Source organism: Priestia sp. 53B2 (genome assembly GCF_056099005.1).
The window spans coordinates 617062-638932 of record NZ_JBLZXA010000020.1 but is presented as its reverse complement, the minus strand read 5'-3'; the positions used below and the strand labels follow the sequence as shown (position 1 = coordinate 638932).

Here is a 21871-nt window from a genome sequence, read left to right as displayed (position 1 = left end):
AAATTCATCTACTTTTACACAAAAGAGCTGAATGTTGTAATCAACATTCAGCTCTTTTTAATCTTCAATCTCAATTTCTACAACGTCATAGAAATCAATCACTAGTTTAGCACCCGTATCATCCATAAACGTAAAGACGTCTTGATCATCTGCTAAATGTATCACGTATCCGGTCAACTGCTGTTCACTGTTATCGTAAACAGTAGTAATTAGAATTTTTTTATGATCTACATATGCTTCTTCTAATAACGAATGGAGGTCATAGTCCCCGTCATCTTCGGGCCGGTTCGTTAACAGCATCCCATAAGTCGTCATTCCATTTTTATCTTTCCATATATGATCTGCAAAATAAAAAGGTGCTGTACTTTTTCGAAACTCATCCATAATATCCCTCCTATAGCTGCACACATTTATTCGCTCTTACCGTACGTTATTAAATAAACGCACAAGCACTTGTAACAGTATATTCTCTACTGTACAGGCTCATACATCCATTATATAAGGCATAATCAAATAATGCCATCATTTCGTTTAACTCCTAGGAATTTCTAGATACGTATAGGTAAAATCGCCTCCGCGTCCGGCTATTCCTCGGAAATGTTTGAAATCAGGCCGGTTTACTAAAAAAGGTCGAAAAGCAAGAAAGTCCTCTTTTTTGACTTTAATTTCGGTTACTTTTCCTTCACTTAACTCATTCAACATGTTTATTGCTGTTTGTTCATCCATTCAGTTTTACCTCGCTTTTAACTGTTCAGCCAATTTTGCAGAGATGCAAATTGAGCTTCAGCTTCTTTATACCCTTGGTTGTAAAGAGCGTCGAGACGCTCACGATTCTTCTCAATTCGCCCTACTACAAGAGGGGTTTGCGGACGAATCACAAAGATATTCCCCTGTCTTTCCTGCTCTTCAATATATGACAATGTTTCATTATACAATTTATAGCGGTTCTCAAGCGCACGAGTCAGCCCATCATAATGACGATATTTGCGTTTCAATAACCATAGCATATTTGATTTCTTTTTTCGATATCCTTCGTTTCGCGTTAGCACAACAATATTTTTTCTATATCCATCCTGCACTGCTTTTTTGATTGGAATCGGATCACTGATTCCTCCGTCTAACAGCTCTTTTCCTTTATATGTAACGACAGGTGCTAAAAATGGAAGGGAACTAGAAGCGCGAACCGCTGTCAAAATGTCCCGGTCATACTCATCAAAATAAACGGGTTCTCCCGTCACGCAGTCCGTTGCTCCTACTACAAGCTTCTCTGTACGCTCAGCAAATGCCTCAAAGTCAAATGGAAGAAGCTGATTAGGAATTTCATCAAAAACGAAATCCATTCCAAATATCTCTTTTGTTTTAAAATAATTTTTCCACGACAAGTAGCGAGGATCCTCTAAAAAATCTAAATTAGCTTTGCGACTTCTTCCTATTTGTCTAGATAAATAAGAAGTGGCATGACAAGCGCCGGCTGAAACGCCAATTACATACGGAAGGTACAGATTTCTTTCCATAAAGTAATCTAAAACTCCAGTTGTATAAAGGCCTCTCATACCGCCTCCTTCGAGCACGAGTCCAGTATCTTTCAATTTCTACACCTTCTAATTCTTATAATTTATGACAAGATTATACCTCGTTTATTATAACGAAAGATGAACAAAGATGGAACTGTCCTGCTTCTCTCTTTCGTTAAAGCTACCAATTCCTTTTATTTCTCAGCACATTTTACTTATTTTTTCAATTTTATTTTATATTTTTTCAAAAAACCCTTTACTAATTCCCAGTTTTAAGGCAAAATTGTAAAAAAGAAAACGCTAACTAGTTTTACTATTTATAAAATTAAAATTATTTCAAAAATTTATAATGAACTAATTTAAAACAAAGGAGCGATGAATCATGAAAATAGCAGAGGTAGGAAACTTGATAGAATTTAAAAATGGCCTACAGGGCATTGTCGAAAAAGTAAATGAAAACTCCGTGATTGTAGATTTGACTTACATGACAAACTACCGCGATTTAGACTTAGAACAGCGAACTGTTGTCAACCACAAAAACTACACCATCATTAATCCAGCTATGTAAAGGAAAAAAGCAGCCGGAAAGCAAAAGCGGTTGCTTTTTCATTGGTTTTGAAAGAATTGATTCTTTTGTTCTTCTGTAATAATCCCTAGTTTATACATGAGGTAAATATACTGTTGCACCTTAACATCCTTCGAACTTTTTTTCACTGTACTCCCTCTTTTCTAAAATGTTTCTTTATACAATAATATATGGCTGAGATAAAAAAAGTTTCCTTAAAGAAACAAAAACAGGCCCCATTTTTTCTTGAAAGGGGCTTATTTTCGTGTGACAATAAGAACAAGCTACTACTATCTTTTTACCGAAAGGAATTACTAGCATGTTTGATACTGTATTGTTTATCATTGCTCTTATTGTCATTCTTTTTTTCATCGTGCAGTTCGTTTTTAAACGCAAACAAACTTCAAATAAAAAAACATCCGTTAAACCCATGAATTATGCCGAAGAAGATTCTAACTCCTACACAAGCTGGAGTGAATCTGCTTCTAACCACGACCATGATGGCGATGCGGATGGTGACGGAAGATAGAAAAAAAGCCCCTTCTTATGAAGAGGCTTTTCTTTATTTTGATAATACTCGCTTGCCGTTGGTAAACGAATAATAGCATTCACCTGTATAAATGTCTTGGCTTTCATGTACATGAACGCCACATTTATCTTCAAGAGCAGCTTTCATCATCGATTTGGCTACGTTATACGCTTTAATTGGACGATACTTTCTCCACTTTCCTACAAGGCAAAATGAACACGACTTTAACGTGTATCCCCCAATCTTTTCAAATAGGCGAAACTCTTGGCGCTTGCCTAATAATAACGATGGGCGGAAAAAGTGAGTAGAACGGATATACAAGCTTGCGATATCTTCTTCTACTTGCCCCTTTACTTTACTGTAAAAGAATGGCGAACGAAGATCAGCACCAATTGCTGTGATCGTTAAAAAGTTTTTGCAGCGATATTTTTCTGCACATTTAGCCGCTTTTAAAGGAAATTCGTAGTCCACTTTAATGAATTTCGCTTTTGTTTTTGCTTTTTTCATTGTCGTGCCTAAACAGCAATATACATCATCAACTGCAAAGCATTCTTCGTGCTTATCAAGCTCTGAAAAATCAATTTCAAGCTGACGTAGCTTTGTGTGTTCGATTGGTAGCTTTTTTCGAACAAACACTGTCACATGGTTATATAAGCTGTTGCTTAATAACATTTTTAAAAGTTCTTGACCAACAAGTCCGCTTGCACCTAATACTAATGCTGATCTCTGTGACATTCTTTCACCTTCTCACCTGTTGTTTTTGCAATGGAAAACAGGTTGCATACACAACCTGTTTGTTCGAATTAACGATTATCAATTGTTTCTGGGTATAAATCATGATTCATCAGGCGATAATTAGCCATTTCTTCATACTTCGTACCGGGACGGCCATAGTTTGTATATGGATCAATTGAAATCCCGCCGCGTGGTGTGAATTTTCCCCATACTTCAATATATCTTGGATTCATCAGTTTAATTAAGTCATTCATAATAATGTTCATACAGTCTTCATGGAAATCTCCATGGTTACGGAAGCTGAACAAATAAAGCTTTAACGACTTGCTTTCCACCATTTTTTCATCTGGAATGTAACTAATATAAATGGTTGCGAAATCCGGCTGACCTGTTTTTGGACATAAGCTCGTAAATTCTGGACAGTTGAATTTCACAAAATAATCACGATTTGGATGTTTGTTATCAAATGCTTCTAGAATCTCTGGTGAATATTCAAACAAATAGTTTGTTCCTTGATTTCCGAGGAGTGATACACCTTCTAATTCTTCATCTTTTCGACCGCTCATTTGCATTTCCTCTCTTTCTACGATTGTCATTCTAACAGCGTTTTTTTATTTTGTATATATCTGTTTTTATTTTTTTTTGTAAATTTTTTGCTACACGCTTACACGCCTCGTTTATTTCCCCAAACAAGGGCGTGAACCTGCGGCAGAACTCTTACACCGTTCATGTTTTTAGCTGCCACTGCCTTATCGATTAACCACTCATACTTTTTAAGCAATTCTTGTGTTAACGACGCATTATCGATTGTCGTTAAGTCCTCGTTGCCTACTTGAACAAAAAATGGAACCTCAGGATAACGTTCATGAACAGCCTCTGCATACTCAAAGTCCTCATCATTAAATACAACGACTTTTATGCTTATATGCGCCATGCGTTTTTCCTTTATTAATGTCTCTATAATATCGTCTAATACGGAGAAATTTGTTTTCATTAATGAACTTGGAGGCTTAGGAGAAATCGTTAAATCATCGATCTTTAGGAACCAATCCTGATAACGGCTTCCCTGTGTTTCGAGAGCTGCTTTTACCCCATGACTGTGCAAAAGCTCTACAAGTGAACCAATTGCCTTGATAAGCGCAGGGTTTCCTCCAGAAATGGTGACGTGATCAAAGCACTCTCCTCCAATTTCTTTTAGCTCCGTCCAAATTTGTTCTGCTGTTAGCTGACGAATATCGTTTTTAGCTGATCCATCCCATGTAAAAGCTGAATCACACCAGCTGCAGGAATAATCACAGCCTGCGGTACGAACAAACATCGTCTTACGTCCTACAACCATTCCTTCCCCTTGAATCGTTGGTCCGAATATTTCAAGTACTGGAATTGTATTAGCCACGTTTTTTCACCTTCTTTGGGCGGTAAACTACGTAACTTGTCGGCGTTTCCCGCACGAATACTTGTACGCAAGAAGGCTTATTTGGTAGTGTGTCTAGATATTCTTGAACCAACTCATAAATTTTACGAGCAACAACTTCAGTTGTAGGAAAATCATTTGGATTTTCTTCGTTAAAGATAGAATGATCGTTCAATAATGTATGATCAAATTGACCAGAAACAATTTTTTTCAATAGCGCAAAGTTTACTAAAAAGCCCGCTTCGTCTAATGTATCTCCGGCAACAGTTAGATTTACAAAATACGTATGTCCATGGACTTGACGGCATTTTCCTGCTTCTGTGTGAGGAACAAAATGTGCCGCAGCAAACTGCATATCTTTGTTCAGTTCATATTCATAGTCATGAAATACTTGAGGGTACATTTGTTGCAGCATTATTTCTCTCCTCCTTCTTTTGTTTGCAGGTATTGATCTAACCCACGTTTTCGCAATTGACATGCGGGACATTCGCCGCACCCGTCAGCAACAATACCGTTGTAGCACGTTAATGTTTTTTCACGCACATATTCAAGCGCTCCTAGCTCATCCGCTAACGCCCACGTTTCTGCTTTATCAATCCACATAAGCGGCGTATGAATCACAAACTCGAAGTTCATTGATAAATTAAGCGTGACGTTTAACGATTTCACAAATACGTCTCGACAGTCTGGATACCCTGAAAAATCAGTTTCACAAACGCCTGTTACGATATGACGGCCTCCGCTGTTTTTAGCCAGTACGGCTGCAAATGATAAAAATAACAGATTGCGGCCATCCACAAACGTTGTAGGCAACTCTCCTTCTTTTTGCTCGATCTCAATATCATCTCGCGTTAAGGCATTTGGTGCTAATTGATTTAAAAGTGACATATCTAGTACGGTATGCTTCACACCTAAATCAGCTGCGATAGCTTTTGCTACTTCTATCTCTTGACTATGACGCTGACCGTATTGAAAAGTAACCGTTTCTACCTCTTTAAAGTTTTTCAAAGCCCAAAATAGACATGTTGTACTATCTTGACCTCCGCTAAATACAACAATAGCTTTTTCATTTTTCATCATTACTGTTCGTCTCCTTTTTGATTGAAATCAAAAGAAGAAGAAACTTTATTGAACCGTTCGTTCCCTTTGTGGCTAATTTTATAACACAAAAAAGAGACTGCTCTTTTTCAGCAATCTCCCTAAAAAGCAACTAAGATACACGTCCTCTCCAGCATACACGTCAAAAAGACGTGTTGATAGAAAAGCACGTGAAAGAAGACACGCTAAAACCGTGTCTTTTGTCATCAACGATGATCTTAGTTTTTTATAGAGGGAGTTCTCGAACCTCTCCCGTACATATACAAACGTGTACGGCGTTTCTTCTTGAATTGTCATCGTATACTATACCACATGCGTATAAATAATGCTATGTTTGTTGGCTTCTATCGCCTTTAGCTGCCTTATTTTTCTTTATATAAGAAAGCGCAATAAATAATAACGGAAAACAGACGCTTAGTACAAATAGATAAAACGGCCAGTAATATTTTTCAAAATAATTGAAGTACGCTGTAGAGATTTTATTCGGCGCCGAATCAATGCGGTATTCGTTCGCAGTGTTTCTGTGAAACTGTCTCGAGGTCCTCTTACAACGGTCTGAGATTGGGGTTCAGAAACAGCCCTGTCTCTCCACCCTCTTGTACTTGCCACAATATACGTTTGATACCCTTCTAAAAACAGCACGGTATCTCCTGATAAAACATGAAGAAGAGTATCATCCAATGTCTTTGCTTCCATGATTTCACCCGCTGCCAAACTATAGCTTTTAATCAATTCGTACATATTAACGATGCCATCATCATGTGTTAAATGTTCATCGTGATAGTGCATAATGGAGTCCAGCGCATAGTGTTCAACTTCGTCTTTATTTACTAATCCGTCGATGTAAGCAACACCTAAAGTGAATTTTTCTTCAATCGAAATTCGAAACTCTCGCACAACTAAGTCCGTGCTCTGTCCCAGTGCTTTTTTCATGCGGGATAAATTATCTCCCACCCTCTCCGATAATTTCTGCTCTTCCTGTGTAGAAGAAGCACTAGTTTTCTTAGAGTCCTTCGCTTCATCAGCTTTTTCTTTCCGCTGTTTGGATTTATTCGTTAACTCAGATAGTTTTTTTATACGCATTGTTCATCCTCCACTACATTGAACGAAAAAAAACGGAATTTCTTCTTTTTAGTCTCTATAGTTTTTGTATGAAAAGGAAATTTATACTTGAAGCCTTTTTAATAATCTTTATTTTTGACATCATTTGTGCATTTCTATAGGATAGTAATGGATAATTCTTTGTTATTATGAAGAATGTTTATGCGGAACATTGAAAGGAGTCTATACATGGCACAATCACTTAAAGGCAAAGTAGCTCTTATTACAGGAGCAGGAAAAGGCATCGGTCGTTCAACTGCGATTGAATTAGCAAAAGAAGGCGTAAATATCGGTTTAATTGCTCGTACAGAGGCAGATTTAAAGGCTGTTGCTTCTGAACTAGAAGCATTTGATGTACAAGTTGCTTATGCAACAGCAGATGTTTCTTCTATGGAAGAAGTAAACGCAGCAGTCGAGCATCTACATATAAAATTAGGGGCAACGGATATCTTAATCAACAATGCGGGAATCGGTAAATTCGGAAGCTTTTTAGAGCTAGACCCAGCTGAGTGGAAACAAATTATCGATGTGAATTTAATGGGCGTTTACTACGTAACGCGCGCTGTTCTCCCTCAATTAATCGAAAAAAATGGTGGAGACATCATCAATATTTCATCCACTGCTGGTCAAAAAGGCGCTCCCGTTACAAGTGCTTACAGCGCTTCAAAATTTGGCGTGCTCGGCTTAACCGAATCTCTAGCGCTAGAAGTGCGAAAACACAATATTCGTGTAACAGCTCTCACACCAAGTACAGTAGCAACAGAATTAGCATATAAAGAAAACTTAACGGATGGCAATCCTGATAAAGTGATGCAGCCTGAAGACCTAGCTGAAATTATGGTAGCACAATTAAAACTGCATCCGCGGATTTTTATCAAATCTGCGGGCATGTGGTCCACAAATCCCTAAACAAACATAGAAAAAGGAGAGCTTCAGCTCTCCTTTTTTGTGTCTTCCTTTATATGATGGTTACCTTATTTACGTTTAGGCGTGATTTCTTCTGATAGTTCTTCAAAAGATTTTACTTTTCCATGCGATGGGTTTTGTGATTGTTTTCGTACATTCCACTGACGCTCTTTTTGACTTTTAGACTGAGTCATTTTGCTTCATCCCCTTTTTATATGCTTACATGTAGTAGGATAAAACAAGCTGCTCTTTTCCATTCATCAAAACTGCTTCCAATTTCTTTACTGCTTAGCTAAATGTATTTTAAACCATTTATCAATTTCCGCGTTATATTGATCATAATAAGCAGTTAGCGGATGATCTCCGTTTTTGTACAGTACGTATTTGTATTCTTTTCCCTGCTCATCTAGTTGTTTCACAAGCTTTTCAGCCTGAGTGTGGTGAACTTTACAGTCATGATCACCCTGTAAAATCAAAAGAGGTGAATTTACTTTATCGCTCCAATAGACAACAGAACGACTTTTATACCTCTCTGGATACTGCGCCGGATCTCCTACAATTTTCCGCAGCACTTGTTTCATTTCAGGCCCTCTTTGATCATAAAATTGAAACATGTCAGTAATACCTGATTGTACGACAACTGCATCAAATTTAACGCCGTTTTTCATCGTTAAATACGTCATCATGCCGCCGCGTGAATATCCTAGCGCTACCTTTTGCTGGTGATTTACATACGGAAGCTGTTCTCCCCATTTAATAAGATTTAATACGTCGTCAATATCTTTACCGCCGTACGTCTCTGTTCCTTCACTTCCGCCATTTCCCCTGTATTGAGTCGCAACAACGACGTAGCCTTTACTTGCCCAGTATGACAAATACTGAAGTGTTTTTGCGCGAATCATGCCATGTTCGCGATTTCCTCCGCGATTATATACTAAAAGCGGATAATGTTTGTCTGCAATGTCTTTAGGCTGTACTAAAAACCCTTTTATCTTTAAATTATCACTAGGATACGTAATGCTATATACATCTACTTTATTTGAATAAGGCGATAATAAATTCAATTTTTCTTTATTTACATCATCACTTTCAGCTCGGTTGAAAACCGCTGTCACACCGAGCACAGCTACAGTGATTAATGCAATGATGCCCCATTTTTTCAACAGAAACCCTCTCCTCAATAAATATCTTTTCTCTTTTATAATGAGTGTTTTCATTTGGCTTTACCCTTCTTAAATGTTTGCTAAAAAGGGCATTCATCCCATCGCCAATACAGCTTATTTATCATACCGCAAAACCCAAATTTCTTCATCTGTAAAGAAATAAGAATTCATACAAATACATTAACAAGAAAGACGTATAGTAAATTGTATTATTAAATTATAGATTTGAAAAGTGGAATGATACTTTTTTGTCGTTTTTTACCTGTCCTTTTTCAAAAAGAAAAAAGCCCAGTTAAGACTGAGCTTTTTTCTTGGCAATACCAATGCCTGTATATGCTAAAATAACTGAAAAGATCGGACAGAGAATGCTAAAGAATGTAAATGGAATATAGTCAGCCGCGGGAATATTTAATGCAGTTGAAATAAAAGCGCCGCTGACACCCCACGGAATAATAGCATTAATAACCGTTCCACCGTCTTCAAGCGTTCGTGATAAGTTTTTCGGGTCTAAGTTCCACTTTTCATACAGCGGCTTAAACGTCTGCCCAGGCAGAAGAATAGACAAATACTGTTCTCCTGTAATAACGTTCACTCCAATTGAAGATAGAAGCGTAGCAAAAATAACGTCTCCGCTGCGGCGGATTTGTTTTGCTAATCCTTCTAATAAAGCATCAATAATTCCAACCGCTCTCATCAAGCCACCTAGCGACAAGGCAATCATGATAAGAGAAATAGAAAACATCATGGACTGTAATCCGCCTTTGTTTACAATCGCATCGACTACTTTATTTCCTGACTCTACTGCCGGCCCGCTTTGAAGAACGCCTAGCAATTGACTCAGCGTAAATTCATGCTGTGTAATCATTCCTGTAATAATGGCCGTTACAATCCCTAAAACTAACGTTGGCAATACATCGACTCTTCTCATTGAAAAAATAAGAACTAAAAGCGGAGAAAGCAACGTTAACACGTGTAAATCAAAGGTGTGCTTTAATGCGTCTTGAATTCCTTGAATTTCCCCGTAATGGACGCTTTCATGATTTCCGTTCATCCCAATGACCAATGCAATAATTGCGGTAATAACAATACTTGGAACCGTCGTCCACGTAATGTGCTGAATATGTTTAGGAAGGGGCACTTCAACGATACCAGAAGCAAAATTTGTTGTATCAGACAATGGAGACATCTTATCTCCAAACACAGCTCCTGAAACAATCATCCCCGCTGCTAGACCTGGATGTACACCAATAGCAGTTCCTACGCCAAATAAAGCGACCCCTACCGTACTGACGGTTGTTAATGAACTTCCCGTGAATGTTGAAACTAATACGGTAATAACCAAAGCACTAATTAAAAAATACTGCGGTGAAATCCAGTGGAAGCCGTAGGATAAAATCGTCGGTATCGTTCCTCCTACCATCCAAATCGCAATAAGCATCCCGATCAGCATTAAAATAAGGATAGGCTTAATGCCGAGTCTAACACCGTCTAAAATCCCTTTCTCCATTTCTGTCCACTTATATTTCAACAAAAAGCCAATCACACTAATAAATGCTACACCAAATATCAGCGGAATATGAGGCGGCAGCTTTAACATAAATAATGAAACAAAAATAATAGCTAATAGCACCAAAACCACCGCTATTGATTGTATAAATGAAATTTCTTTTTTCATGAGGTATTCCCTTTCTATCTTTCTTTTTCACTTAAACGCTTTTATGCTTTTACGCAGTTAAGTGCAAACCTTCTTGAGTATAATTTTTATCCTTCTTGCTGTCAATAACTTATTTTATCCAACGGTAAGCTCTGCACTTATTTTTCCACTTTTCTTCTTATTAATATTAATTCCCTCTCCAAGCAGATCATTGTACAAAATGCATCATATGTTTTTACATGTATAGAACGGGTACACATAAAACACGTCTTTTTTTAATGTACTACCTTTTGTACATAAGCGAGGAACTTCCCTCAAAATTTTTTAAGCAAAAGACTTGAAAGTCAAAAAAGGTCAAAGTATAATAAAATTACGAAAGGTCAAGAAAGGTCAAACACCTGCTGATCTTCGATTAAAATCATTTAGGGAGGCTAATTAAATGATTTGTCAAAACTGTAATGAACGTGAAGCATCTATTCAATTAAATGTACAAACAAATAACCAAAAATCTCAATATCGTTTATGTCATACATGTTATCAAGCACTAATGAAAGAACATAAAATCCCATCAGGTTTTGGAGGTGGCGGCTTTATGAACATCGATGATTTATTCAAGCAAATGTCACAAGAACAAGCTGCACCGGAACAGCCACAGCAAGGAAATGGCGGCGGAGGCTTTTTAGATCAATTTGGTCGAAACTTAACTCAAATTGCGAAAACGGGATTGATTGACCCTGTTATTGGCCGCGAAGAAGAAGTAGAGCGCGTCATTGAAATTTTAAATAGAAGAAACAAAAACAACCCTGTACTAATCGGAGAACCCGGTGTTGGTAAAACAGCTGTTGTTGAAGGGTTAGCTTTAAAAATCGCGGAAGGAAAAGTTCCTGCCAAGCTGTTAAATAAAGATGTATATCTGTTAGATGTAGCATCTCTCGTAGCTAATACCGGCGTGCGCGGTCAATTTGAAGAGCGCATGAAGCAGTTAATTTCTGAGCTTCAGCAGCGAAAAAACGTGATTTTATTTATCGATGAAATTCACCTTCTTGTAGGAGCTGGTTCAGCGGAAGGTTCAATGGACGCAAGCAATATTTTAAAACCCGCTCTTGCACGAGGCGAACTTCAAGTAGTCGGAGCTACAACTTTAAAAGAGTACCGTTCCATTGAAAAAGATGCGGCTCTTGAACGACGCTTCCAGCCGGTTATGGTTCACGAACCGTCTGTAGAAGAAGCCGTTGAAATTCTAAAAGGAATTCAAAGTAAATATGAAGATTATCACGGCGTTAGCTATACAGATGAAGCGATCCGCGCTTGTGTAAATTTATCACACCGCTACATTCAAGATCGCTTCTTGCCTGATAAAGCAATTGACTTGCTAGACGAAGCAGGCTCAAAAATGAATTTACAGGCAGGCATTACAAATAAAGACGACGCGGCCGCTCGCTTAAAAGAAATTACAAAAGAAAAAGAGCAGGCGTTAAAGAATGAAAAATATGAAGTTGCGGCAAAACTGCGCGATGAAGAAGCTGCTCTTGAAAAACAATTGAACAAAGAACAGCAAAAAATGAATGTGGATATTGCTGACATTCAAGCAATTATTGAAAAGAAAACGGGTATCCCTGTTGGTAAGCTTCAAGAAAATGAATCAGCAAAAATGAAGCATTTAGCGGAGCACTTAGCTCAAAAAGTAATCGGACAGCAGGAAGCTGTAGAAAAAGTAGCAAAAGCGATTCGACGTTCTCGCGCTGGATTAAAAGCGAAGCATCGCCCAATTGGTTCATTCTTATTTGTCGGTCCAACTGGTGTCGGTAAAACAGAGTTAACCAAAACATTAGCTGAAGAACTGTTCGGCTCAAAAGATGCAATGGTTCGTCTAGATATGAGTGAATACATGGAAAAACACGCGGTGTCTAAATTGATTGGTTCACCTCCTGGCTACGTAGGTCACGAAGAGGCAGGACAATTAACAGAGAAAGTACGCCGTAATCCTTATTCCATCATCTTACTAGATGAAATTGAAAAAGCTCATCCAGACGTTCAGCATATGTTTCTGCAAATTCTAGAAGACGGACGCCTAACAGATAGTCAAGGTCGCACAGTAAGCTTTAAAGACACGGTTATCATTATGACAAGTAACGCTGGTGTAGGTGAAAAGAAAATTACGGTTGGGTTTGATGCAGAAAACGACGCACTTAAGCAGGCATCCGTTTTAGATTCACTTTCATCTTATTTCAAACCAGAGTTTTTAAATCGATTTGATACAATCATTGAATTTAATCATCTTGAAAAAGATAACTTAATTAAAATCGTGGACCTTATGCTTGCTGAATTGAAAGAAACATTACAAGAACAAAACATCACGCTGCACGTAGCAGATGAGGTAAAAGAAAAACTGGCTGAACTTGGCTATCACCCTGCATTTGGTGCTAGACCGCTCCGCCGAGCAATTCAAGAACAGCTTGAAGATCGAATTACAGATTTACTGTTAGATGACGGAGACGTATCTACAGTGAACGTAACATTAAATGAAGCAAGCGAAATCACCGTACAAAACTAATAGAAAAAGCGACTCTACTTGAGTCGCTTTTTTTTATAGAAATACTCATGTTTATTTGCTTTCGTCGTCCGTTTTTTTGTCAGCACTGTCTGCTGGTTCTTCTTGATCATCCGCCGCTTCATCTGGGTTCATTGTTTCCTGTGAATCATCTGTAGTTGTATCCTCCGCTTGAGTATCATCCGACTGTTCTGTTTGCTGTTCTGTGGCATCTTTTTCATCCGTTTGTGAGTTGCATGCTGTGATTAACATAATCGCTAGAAGTGATCCAAATAACTTGACTAATAAACTTTTGTTCATTTTACCGTCTCCTTTCGAATCATCTGAGCCGCTATGTAGTCACCATTCATATGGCTCTACTGGCAGTATAGCCTATCCAATTAGAAAAAAGTTCACTTTTACAAGGTTATCACAAAAGCTTTACATCCCCTTCATTTCGTTCATATTCCGCTCATATTTCCTTAATAGTTTATAACCTGCTGCATTCTAGATCTATCTTCCTTGGTCTAAGTGCTCAATTCGTCTATTCACACAGTTGTAACTATGCTAATATGAGTGATATATTACTATACCGTGCGACTAGATGACTATAAAGTTATTCTTCTATAAAATTATTCATCATTTAAGAAAGGGATTTTTTATGGAATCACACAACCTCATAAAAAAACGAAATTTTGTTCTTTTACTTATTTTTTGGCTGCTATATTTTATTCACATTGTTTTATACCACTTTATTGCAACTGATCCTCATATGATTGTTTTTATAAGCGGAGGAATTTTATTATTGGTAGTGACGGCTATGTATTACTTTCGTTTTCATCCTGCCATCATTATGTATTCTTTTTTCATATGCTATTATGCCTATATCGCGTACATGACATCTATTGAACCTGCTGTTATTAATTATTTGTTTTTGTTTCTTGGAATAATTGTTAGCTTTATTTATTATAGCTATATCGCTATTGTAATTTCTACATTAATGTCCATAATAATTGTTTTGTACTTTTATGTAAGCAACACTCTTTTTACATCTGTGACTTTCGTGAAATTAGATATCGTTTATTTCATTCTATTTACGCTGATTACAATGATTATTTTGTTGTACTGTGCTCATTTCTCTAAAAAGTTGATTGCCATCACGACGGTCAAAATGAATAAAACCGAAGATGAACTGTACTCAGCTCAAGAGTATTTACAATCTTTTTTTACATACAACCGCGACGCCATTGCCGTGTTCAGTCTAGACGGTAAAGTGATTAAAGTAAACGATGCTTTTGAGCAAATATATGGATGGAAAGCGGAAGAAATTGTCGGAAAAGCCATTCCATTTATTCCTGGTGGCTTAAAAAGCGACGCTGAAAGCCGATTAGAAAGGATTAAAAAAGGAGAAACACTGGTTGCCTTTGAAACCCAAGACAAGCGAAAAGACGGTAAAATAATTGATGTAGAAATCACTGTTTCACCTATTTTTAATCGTGATAAACAGGTCGTTGCGCTTTTTGGTATTTCACGCGACCTTACAGAAGAGAAGGAAACAGAAAAGTTTCTTCGCCAAACCGATAAATTATCTTTAGCCGGCGAAATGGCAGCGGGAATCGCTCATGAAATTCGAAATCCACTTACTTCTCTGAATGGATTTATTCAGCTTATTCATGAAGACAGCAGCCGCTATCATTCTTATACAACCATCATGCTGAGCGAACTGAATCGTATTAACTCAATCGTTGGAGAATTTTTATTGCTCGCTAAACCTCATGATACGGTTATGAAAAAGCATGCATTCTCTACTATTTTAAATGACGTTATTCTTCTGTATGAATCAGAATGTATATTAAAAAATGTCGTAGTTAAAACGCAGGTGGAAGCCCCGCATACATACATCTGCTGTGATGCCAATCAAATTAAGCAAGTACTCATTAATTTATTAAAAAATGCGCTCGAAGCTATGCCTAGCGGAGGAGAAATTCATTTAAACGTTACTCAGCATACTAAAGATCTTACTATTTTCATTAAAGATACAGGAGTCGGCATTCCTTCAAATTTGCTTACGCACATTCAAAAGCCTTTTTTTACCACCAAGCCCTCAGGTACCGGTCTTGGACTTGTTGTGATTAAAAACATTTTGTATCAGCATAAAGGAACATTTGAGATTAAAAGCACTGTTGGTGAAGGAACCAGCGTTACCCTTACAATTCCTCTATGGAAAGAAGGAACATGTCAATAAAAAAAGCCGCAAACGCGGCTTTTTTTATAGCTTTTTATCATCAATACTATTTAAATAGTTTTCAATTTCATCTACTACAGACTGCACGCAGCCCTCTTCGAATGGAGAGATCAAATTCGCTTCCTCTACTAATTCTAAAAACGACTTACTTCCGCCAAGCTTACACAAATGAACGTAATCTTGCCATGCTTGTTCATGATTTTCTCGATCTTTTTTCCAAAATTGAAATGCACAAATTTGAGCGAGCGTGTAATCAATATAATAAAACGGAGACGTGTAAATATGAAGCTGGCGCTGCCAGAAGCCCCCGCTTTCTAGATAGTGATGGCCGTCATAGTTTTTAGAAGGCATATATTTCTTTTCGATTTCTCGCCACATTTGTTTTCGTTCCGAAGGCGTCATCTCAGGGCGTTCGTATACAGCATGCTGAAATTCATCTACCGCTACCCCGTAAGGCAAGAAAGTTAAGCCTGAGCTTAAATGAGAAAACTGGTATTTATCTTTGTCTTCTTTAAAGAACAATTCCATCCAAGGCCATGTAAAATACTCCATGCTCATCGAATGAATTTCAGCTCCTTCATGCGTAGGCCAGTGATACTCATTGGTTTCCATATCTCGGCTGGAATACACTTGAAAAGCATGCCCTGCTTCATGCGTTAACACATCAATATCGCCTGATGTTCCATTAAAATTTGAAAAAATAAACGGCGCTTTGTATTCTTCAATAAACGTACAGTAGCCTCCGCCTGCTTTGCCCTTTTTAGCGACTAAATCCATCAAATTATTTTCAAGCATAAATGAAAAAAATTCGTCCGTCTCTTTAGAAAGCTCCTTATACATAACCCGTCCATTTTCAATAATCCACTTTTCATCACCTTTTGGCACTGCGTTTCCTGTTTCAAACTGAAACGGTTCATCATAATAAGTTAAGCTCTCTACTTGAATTCTTTCCTGCTGACGCTTTTTTAGTTTTTCAGTAAGGGGAACAATATACTCTTTTACTTGTTTGCGAAAAGCGGCAACCATTTCAGCATCGTAGCCTATTCTAGACATACGAGCATAGCCCACTTCTACGAAATTTTTATAGCCTAATTTTTCAGCAAGCTTGGTCCGCACTTTTACAAGCTTGTCGTAAATATCATCAAATTCCTCTTCATGATCGGTGAAAAATTGAAACTTCGCTTCTGCTGCTTTTTTTCTCATTTCTCGATCAGGTGACTCCATAAACGGATCGAGCTGAGCTAACGTTCTTTCTTCTCCTTCAAATAAAATTTTAGCTGACGCCACTAGTTTCGTATATTGAGACGATAGCTTATTTTCTTCCTGCAGCTCTTTTACTATTTCAGGAGAGAACGTTTTTAACTGCATTTCAGCAAGAGAAAACAGCTGCTTGCCCCACTTTTCTTCTAGTTTCTCTTTAAAAGGCGAAGAGATTAACGCTTTGTAAAATTTCTCTACATATCCTTCTAAAAGCGGCTGTGTTTCATCAAAATAGTCTTGTTCTTCTTTATAAAATTCATTCGCTGTGTCGATAGAATGACGAATATAGCAGATGTTCCCCATTGTGCTGTACTGAGAATACGCATCGTTTGCTAGACGAATTGCCTCGTTTTGCTGACTGACTGACGCTGCTTCTGTAAAATGTGTAATGGCCTTTTCAAACTGCTTTTCAATTTCATTCATATCAGGTCGCGTATATGTATAATTCTCAAATTTCATCATTTGTTCCCCTTTCTCTATTGTCTGTATGTAACCTAATTCGTTTTTATTCAGCTGTATTCCTGTTAATTTCAATTTTTTGTCACTTTTTATTTTTTATGTCGATTGGTTATGAAAGAAGTCATAGAAAAAACTCGTTTGTTCAACAGAAACAAACGAGCTTTCCTTAATTAATTAGTCGATTCCGGTAAAAATTCATCTGCATAGTGCCCCAGTTTCTTAAGCATCGAAATGGCAGCTTTCTTTTCTTCGCTAGACAGAACGGATAAAATATCATGAATTCTTTTTTCATGACTCGGAAACATGCTTTCAATCATTTCCTTGCCCTGCTTGGTGATAGCTGCATAGGTTACACGGCGATCGTTCGGACAAGCAACGCGCTCTAAGAAACCTTTTTTCTCAAGCTTGTCTACTACATACGTAATACTGCCGCTTGCGAGTAGAATTTTTCCGCCAATTTGCTGAAGAGGCTGCTGGCCTTTGTGGTACAATAACTCTAGGACAGCAAATTCGGTTGGATTCATTCCATGCTGTTGAATAAATTTATGCACATGATCATTAATTGAACGATTGGCACGAGATAGTACAATAAATAATTTAAGAGATTGGTCTAACTCTTCTCTAGTTACATCATTCGTCATTTTAATCAGTTCCTTTAATATTATCTTGATATCAAGATAATACTAAAATTTCCCTTCAAAGTCAATCAAAGCAGGCTTATTTCATCGGTTATTCTCTCCGCTTATACAATTTTTTTGATAAAAAATGTATATAAGTGGATTTATACATATGCTTTTAATACAATAAACATATGACCATTACATAAAAAGGTGAATGATTATGAAACCAACCCATTTATTATTTAATTCCGCGATTGGTGCGCAAAAGCCTGAAACAATCGTTAACCGGCAAAATCCCTGTCCCTTTTGCGACGTAGAATCTCTTACAGGTATTATTGAAAAACAAGGACCTATCATTTGGCTGAAAAATAAATTTCCCGTTCTGCAAGATGCTTATCAGACGGTTATTATTGAGACCGATGAATGTTCTTCAGAACTGTCTATTTATCCAAAGGAACATCTGTACACCTTGCTGAGCTTCGCTACTGAACGATGGATATCTATGATGAACAGCGGAGAATATGCTTCTGTTCTTTTCTTTAAAAACCACGGCCCCATGTCCGGAGGATCATTACGACATCCTCATATGCAAATTATTGGTTTAAATGAGATGGATGTAAATGAAAATGTGAAGCTAGAGCAGTTTGAAGGAGTCACAATTGCCCAAAATGAACACGTCACATTTAATTTATCTGTAAAACCTAGAATGGGCTTTTTTGAATTTAACGTGATAACCGATCGGCTTGACAAAGAGCTGCACGCGTTTGCAGATTATCTTCAAACGGCTGCCCACTATTTATTAAATCATTTTCATCGTAGCTGCACGAGCTACAACTTATTTTTTTATAATCTTAAAAACGGCAAAATTGCGGCGAAAATCATTCCTCGCTTTGCCACATCTCCTTTGTATGTAGGATATGGCATTCCTCAAGTTTCCAATAAGCTTGAGCACATTGCTAACCAAGTTCAGGAGCTGTACTTTACCTAAAAAGTTGAACCTTCACTGGTTCAACTTTTTTGTAAGGTTATTGCATAAAGCTATTCACTTTTAAAATAGTCATGCTCATAGAAAACAAAAAAACATACACTAAAAGAACGATGTGAATTGAGGATAAAAAGAAGAATACGTAAAAGGAGACGGTTTATGACTGAAGTACTAATTGGAAGCATTCTTTCTGCGCTATCGACTGGAGTAGGCGCTTTGCCTATTCTGTTTTTGAATCAAGAATTAACTCATCGCTGGAAAGATATACTTCTTGCGCTCACTGCAGGTATTATGACAGCAGCTTCTACTATGAGCTTGATTCCAGAATCTCTTCAAAGCGGCGGTTTTTTTTCCTTAGCCATTGGCTTACTGCTTGGAGTTGTAACATTAACACTCTTGGAGCAGAATATTCCTCACATTGATCTTGAGCATTCTAAAACCGGCATTCAGTTTGATGAAAAAGCACTTTTAATTGTTTCCGCTATTACTTTGCATAACCTTCCTGAAGGACTGTCCGTTGGTGTTAGCTACGCTTCAAATGTTGAAAATACAGGGAACTTAATCGCCCTTGCAATCGGTCTTCAAAATGCACCTGAAGGACTGTTGGTCGCTCTATTTTTAGCTCAGCAAAATATCAGTAAAATAAAAGCATTTTTAATTGCTACCCTTACAGGCTCCGTTGAGATTGTAACGTCTTTACTCGGGTTTTATTTAACTAATTTTGTTGATTCTCTCGTTTCTTATGGATTAGCTTTTGCTGCTGGAGCCATGCTTTTTATTATTTATAAAGAGTTGATTCCGGAAAGTCACGGCGATGGAAACGAAAGATTTGCTACTTATTCATTTATTTTTGGTATTTTGTTTATGATCTTTTTAATTAACATTTTTTAAAGGTGAAGAGAGGCCACGGGCAGCATAATTGTTTTACTGCCCGATCCCGAATGCTTGTCCTGCATTACAGCTTTGAAAAAGATAAAAAGCGGCTAATCAGTGTGGCAAACGATGTCTTTTCTTCCTCTTCTTTTAAACGCTGCTTTTGATAAACGAGTAAGAGCTGATCAAGCTCTTGACTACAGGTAACGGTTTCTTCATTAGTCAAACCTTTTTCTTCTCCGAGCTGCACCATCTTTTGTCTTTTTTGGACGATTTCTACTAATAATCTCTCTGATTTCGTTCTATTTCTCACTCCAAACACAAAATCCTCTCCTATGACAAAGAAATTAGCTTATAACGCATTATTACAAATTCTACTAAATATGTAAATAGAGTCGCAATAATAGACATTTTTTTCGCGAAAAAATTATTTTGTCGGAATTTACAAACGCTTACATTACTATAGGAATACCATTTATCTTTTTTTTACAACTTGTTTTTCGACAAAAGATGCTGCTTGTCGAATAGAAAAAAGATTGAGACATAACGAAATCAATACAATCTAAAAACGAACAAATGGAATACATGAGCTGAACCGCTTGTTCCACCGCTATTGATTTCCGTGCAAAGCTTCGCTTTCCGCGGGAGTCTTCGCCTTGCCCTCCAATCAACAGCTAGACGCAGCTAAATATATAAAACCTACGTTCACCCTCACCATAAAAAAATCCGAACAAAGTTGATTCTTAATCAAGAATCACTTCGTTCGGATCTTCCTTCAGCTAACATACTTTTGTCCCTATATCTTTTTTATTCAGCTTTCTGAGCAGCAATTTGTACAGCATCCCATACCGTAGCAAAAGGAGGGGCATACGAAAGATCTAACATTGTTACTTCATCTGTTGTGAGGCGGCAAGTAATAGCTGTTGCAAATACATCGATTCGTTTTGCTACTCCTTCTTTACCAATCATTTGAACCCCCAAAATCTCTTTTGTTTCAGGGTGATAAACAAGTTTTATCACAATCTTTTCAGCTCCTGGATAGTAAGAAGCATGACTCGGAGCCTCTGCTGTAATGGCTTTGTATAAAAGAGAATTTTCTCTTGCTTCTCTTTCTGAAATGCCGGTTTTTCCAATTTCATAGTCCATCACTTTGACAATACTTGTACCTACAACACCCGGAAATTCTCTATTTTCTCCCCCTAATCGGTAACCTAGAACTCTTCCTTGCTTATTAGCAATGGTTCCAAGAGCAATATGAACATCTTTTTTTAATACAAGGTGATAGCTCGTTGCACAATCTCCTGCTGCGTAGATATGAGGCACGTTGCTTTCCAACTTCTCGTTTACTAAAATAGCTCCATTTTCAAGCATCCTTAGTCCGTTTCTTTCTAAAAATTGCGTATTCGGACGAACTCCTACATTTACAATCACTAAATCTGTTTGATATGTTTGACGGTTTGTTTGAACGTGAGTGACGGAACCATCTGAATGCAGCAATGCTTCCACTTCTTCTTCGAAATGAAATAAAATATCGTCATCTAGCTGCTTTTGCAAATGCTCTGCGATTTCTTGATCTAAAATAGATAGAATCTGCTTTCCCTGTTCAATGACGCGTACTTCTTTTCCCAAAGCCTTCATTGCTTCAGCTACTTCCATTCCGACATATCCTCCGCCGATAATGGTGACTTTCTCTACGGAGTGAGCCTGTAGATATGTATAGATTCTTTCGCTGTCTTCTAATGACTTTAATGTGCATACATTCGGCATGTTATCACTCATAAAATTGGGTTTAACAGCCGATGTTCCAGTTGCAATGACCAGTTCATCATATGTTATCTCTTTTTCAGCGTGCGTTTTTAAATCCTGTGCTACTATGTATTTTTTTGTATGATTTACTTCTTTTACTTCATGAAAAAGGTGGACGGAGATGTTTCGCTCTTCAAACTCTTGTTTCGTCCGAGCAATCAAATCGTCTTTTTCTTTTACGACACCTGACAGATAGTAAGGCATGCCACATGCGCTGTAAGAGATATCTCCACCTTTTTCAAACACAAGGATTTCCACTTCTTCTTTTTCTTTCATCCGGCGAAGCTGTGAAGCTGCGCTCATTCCGGCGGCTACTCCTCCTATAATGACGACACGTTTCATCTATACTCCCTCTTTCTACATAAATAATAGGCTATACTATTGTTTTTCCTTATTCTTCTCGATTTCAAACGA

The 21871-nt window shown here is 37.6% G+C and carries 25 protein-coding genes and 1 riboswitch; of the genes, 7 read left to right on the top strand and 18 right to left on the bottom strand.

Going from position 1 to position 21871, the window contains the following annotated elements; translation table 11 throughout:
- Positions 1–57: 57 nt before the first annotated feature.
- The 3 genes from ACN6NE_RS17375 to ACN6NE_RS17365 form a co-directional block, all read right to left on the bottom strand.
- Entirely contained in the window at positions 58–384 is a 327-nt protein-coding gene (locus ACN6NE_RS17375) for a hypothetical protein (protein WP_014461050.1), read from the bottom strand.
- Between the two features lie 147 nt (positions 385–531).
- Positions 532–726, bottom strand: coding sequence for a hypothetical protein (locus ACN6NE_RS17370; RefSeq protein ID WP_013055990.1), 195 nt, complete (start codon positions 724–726; stop codon positions 532–534).
- A 17-nt stretch (positions 727–743) separates the two neighbouring features.
- A complete protein-coding gene (locus ACN6NE_RS17365) occupies positions 744–1589 on the bottom strand; it encodes a patatin-like phospholipase family protein (RefSeq protein ID WP_013055989.1) in 846 nt (281 codons plus the stop codon).
- A gap of 307 nt (positions 1590–1896) precedes the next feature.
- On the opposite strand from ACN6NE_RS17365, the gene ACN6NE_RS17360 reads away from it, so the two are divergent.
- Together ACN6NE_RS17360 and ACN6NE_RS17355 are read left to right on the top strand one after the other, a co-directional pair.
- Positions 1897–2082, top strand: a complete 186-nt coding sequence (locus ACN6NE_RS17360) for a YkvS family protein (protein WP_013055988.1) — start codon at positions 1897–1899, stop codon at positions 2080–2082.
- A 316-nt stretch (positions 2083–2398) separates the two neighbouring features.
- Entirely contained in the window at positions 2399–2608 is a 210-nt protein-coding gene (locus tag ACN6NE_RS17355) for a hypothetical protein (protein WP_474326179.1), read from the top strand.
- Positions 2609–2641: 33 nt separating this feature from the next.
- Here ACN6NE_RS17355 and ACN6NE_RS17350 read toward each other — a convergent pair whose 3' ends face one another.
- The 6 genes from ACN6NE_RS17350 to ACN6NE_RS17325 form a co-directional block, all read right to left on the bottom strand.
- Complete coding sequence (locus tag ACN6NE_RS17350; RefSeq protein ID WP_013055986.1) at positions 2642–3343, bottom strand: NAD(P)H-binding protein; 702 nt, start codon at positions 3341–3343, stop codon at positions 2642–2644.
- Positions 3344–3411: 68 nt separating this feature from the next.
- On the bottom strand, positions 3412–3909 hold the full coding sequence (gene queF, locus ACN6NE_RS17345; RefSeq protein WP_013055985.1) for a preQ(1) synthase: 498 nt from the start codon (positions 3907–3909) through the stop codon (positions 3412–3414).
- A gap of 98 nt (positions 3910–4007) precedes the next feature.
- The gene (gene queE, locus ACN6NE_RS17340; RefSeq protein ID WP_129707077.1) at positions 4008–4739 is read right to left on the bottom strand and encodes a 7-carboxy-7-deazaguanine synthase QueE; all 732 of its coding nucleotides are present in this window, start codon (positions 4737–4739) and stop codon (positions 4008–4010) included.
- Positions 4732–5172 carry a 6-carboxytetrahydropterin synthase QueD gene (queD, locus tag ACN6NE_RS17335; RefSeq protein ID WP_013055983.1) on the bottom strand — a complete coding sequence of 147 codons (441 nt, stop codon included), beginning with the start codon at positions 5170–5172 and terminating at the stop codon, positions 4732–4734. The genes queE and queD overlap by 8 nt, the downstream gene beginning before the upstream one ends.
- On the bottom strand, positions 5172–5837 hold the full coding sequence (gene queC / locus ACN6NE_RS17330) for a 7-cyano-7-deazaguanine synthase QueC (protein WP_474326176.1): 666 nt from the start codon (positions 5835–5837) through the stop codon (positions 5172–5174). Before queC ends, queD begins: the two co-directional genes overlap by 1 nt.
- A 230-nt stretch (positions 5838–6067) precedes the next feature.
- Positions 6068–6111, bottom strand: a riboswitch (PreQ1 riboswitch).
- A gap of 158 nt (positions 6112–6269) precedes the next feature.
- Positions 6270–6938 (bottom strand): spore germination protein, encoded by a 669-nt coding sequence (locus ACN6NE_RS17325; RefSeq protein WP_474326173.1) that lies wholly within the window; start codon positions 6936–6938, stop codon positions 6270–6272.
- Between the two features lie 207 nt (positions 6939–7145).
- Here ACN6NE_RS17325 and ACN6NE_RS17320 point away from each other — a divergent pair, with 207 nt between their 5' ends.
- A complete protein-coding gene (locus ACN6NE_RS17320) occupies positions 7146–7865 on the top strand; it encodes a 3-ketoacyl-ACP reductase (RefSeq protein WP_116074166.1) in 720 nt (239 codons plus the stop codon).
- A 65-nt stretch (positions 7866–7930) separates the two neighbouring features.
- On the opposite strand, the gene ACN6NE_RS17315 is transcribed toward ACN6NE_RS17320, so the two are convergent.
- From ACN6NE_RS17315 to nhaC, 3 genes are all read right to left on the bottom strand, one after another.
- On the bottom strand, positions 7931–8056 hold the full coding sequence (locus ACN6NE_RS17315; protein WP_013082238.1) for a DUF6254 family protein: 126 nt from the start codon (positions 8054–8056) through the stop codon (positions 7931–7933).
- Between the two features lie 87 nt (positions 8057–8143).
- Positions 8144–9025, bottom strand: coding sequence for an alpha/beta hydrolase family protein (locus tag ACN6NE_RS17310; protein WP_474326169.1), 882 nt, complete (start codon positions 9023–9025; stop codon positions 8144–8146).
- Between the two features lie 292 nt (positions 9026–9317).
- Positions 9318–10700, bottom strand: coding sequence for a Na+/H+ antiporter NhaC (gene nhaC, locus ACN6NE_RS17305; RefSeq protein ID WP_129707071.1), 1383 nt, complete (start codon positions 10698–10700; stop codon positions 9318–9320).
- A gap of 418 nt (positions 10701–11118) precedes the next feature.
- On the opposite strand from nhaC, the gene ACN6NE_RS17300 reads away from it, so the two are divergent.
- Positions 11119–13233, top strand: coding sequence for an ATP-dependent Clp protease ATP-binding subunit (locus ACN6NE_RS17300; protein ID WP_474326166.1), 2115 nt, complete (start codon positions 11119–11121; stop codon positions 13231–13233).
- Between the two features lie 51 nt (positions 13234–13284).
- On the opposite strand, the gene ACN6NE_RS17295 is transcribed toward ACN6NE_RS17300, so the two are convergent.
- On the bottom strand, positions 13285–13530 hold the full coding sequence (locus tag ACN6NE_RS17295) for a hypothetical protein (protein WP_474326164.1): 246 nt from the start codon (positions 13528–13530) through the stop codon (positions 13285–13287).
- Between the two features lie 340 nt (positions 13531–13870).
- Here ACN6NE_RS17295 and ACN6NE_RS17290 point away from each other — a divergent pair, with 340 nt between their 5' ends.
- A complete protein-coding gene (locus ACN6NE_RS17290; protein ID WP_474326161.1) occupies positions 13871–15454 on the top strand; it encodes a PAS domain S-box protein in 1584 nt (527 codons plus the stop codon).
- A 24-nt stretch (positions 15455–15478) separates the two neighbouring features.
- Here the strand turns inward: ACN6NE_RS17290 and ACN6NE_RS17285 are convergent, their stop codons facing one another.
- Positions 15479–17173 (bottom strand): M3 family oligoendopeptidase, encoded by a 1695-nt coding sequence (locus ACN6NE_RS17285; RefSeq protein WP_129707711.1) that lies wholly within the window; start codon positions 17171–17173, stop codon positions 15479–15481.
- Between the two features lie 170 nt (positions 17174–17343).
- Positions 17344–17814, bottom strand: coding sequence for a MarR family winged helix-turn-helix transcriptional regulator (locus tag ACN6NE_RS17280; protein ID WP_129707063.1), 471 nt, complete (start codon positions 17812–17814; stop codon positions 17344–17346).
- Positions 17815–18013: 199 nt separating this feature from the next.
- Here ACN6NE_RS17280 and ACN6NE_RS17275 point away from each other — a divergent pair, with 199 nt between their 5' ends.
- A complete protein-coding gene (locus tag ACN6NE_RS17275) occupies positions 18014–18781 on the top strand; it encodes a DUF4931 domain-containing protein (protein WP_129707062.1) in 768 nt (255 codons plus the stop codon).
- A 156-nt stretch (positions 18782–18937) separates the two neighbouring features.
- Complete coding sequence (locus tag ACN6NE_RS17270; RefSeq protein WP_016763389.1) at positions 18938–19669, top strand: ZIP family metal transporter; 732 nt, start codon at positions 18938–18940, stop codon at positions 19667–19669.
- Between the two features lie 64 nt (positions 19670–19733).
- Here ACN6NE_RS17270 and ACN6NE_RS17265 read toward each other — a convergent pair whose 3' ends face one another.
- The 3 genes from ACN6NE_RS17265 to ACN6NE_RS17255 all read right to left on the bottom strand — a co-directional run bounded on the left by ACN6NE_RS17265 (position 19734) and on the right by ACN6NE_RS17255 (position 21799).
- Positions 19734–19973: an aspartyl-phosphate phosphatase Spo0E family protein gene (locus ACN6NE_RS17265; RefSeq protein WP_013082228.1), complete on the bottom strand. Its 240-nt coding sequence runs from the start codon at positions 19971–19973 to the stop codon at positions 19734–19736.
- A gap of 130 nt (positions 19974–20103) precedes the next feature.
- A complete protein-coding gene (locus tag ACN6NE_RS17260; RefSeq protein ID WP_129707060.1) occupies positions 20104–20322 on the bottom strand; it encodes a hypothetical protein in 219 nt (72 codons plus the stop codon).
- A gap of 136 nt (positions 20323–20458) precedes the next feature.
- On the bottom strand, positions 20459–21799 hold the full coding sequence (locus tag ACN6NE_RS17255) for a CoA-disulfide reductase (protein WP_129707058.1): 1341 nt from the start codon (positions 21797–21799) through the stop codon (positions 20459–20461).
- Positions 21800–21871 lie beyond the last annotated feature (72 nt).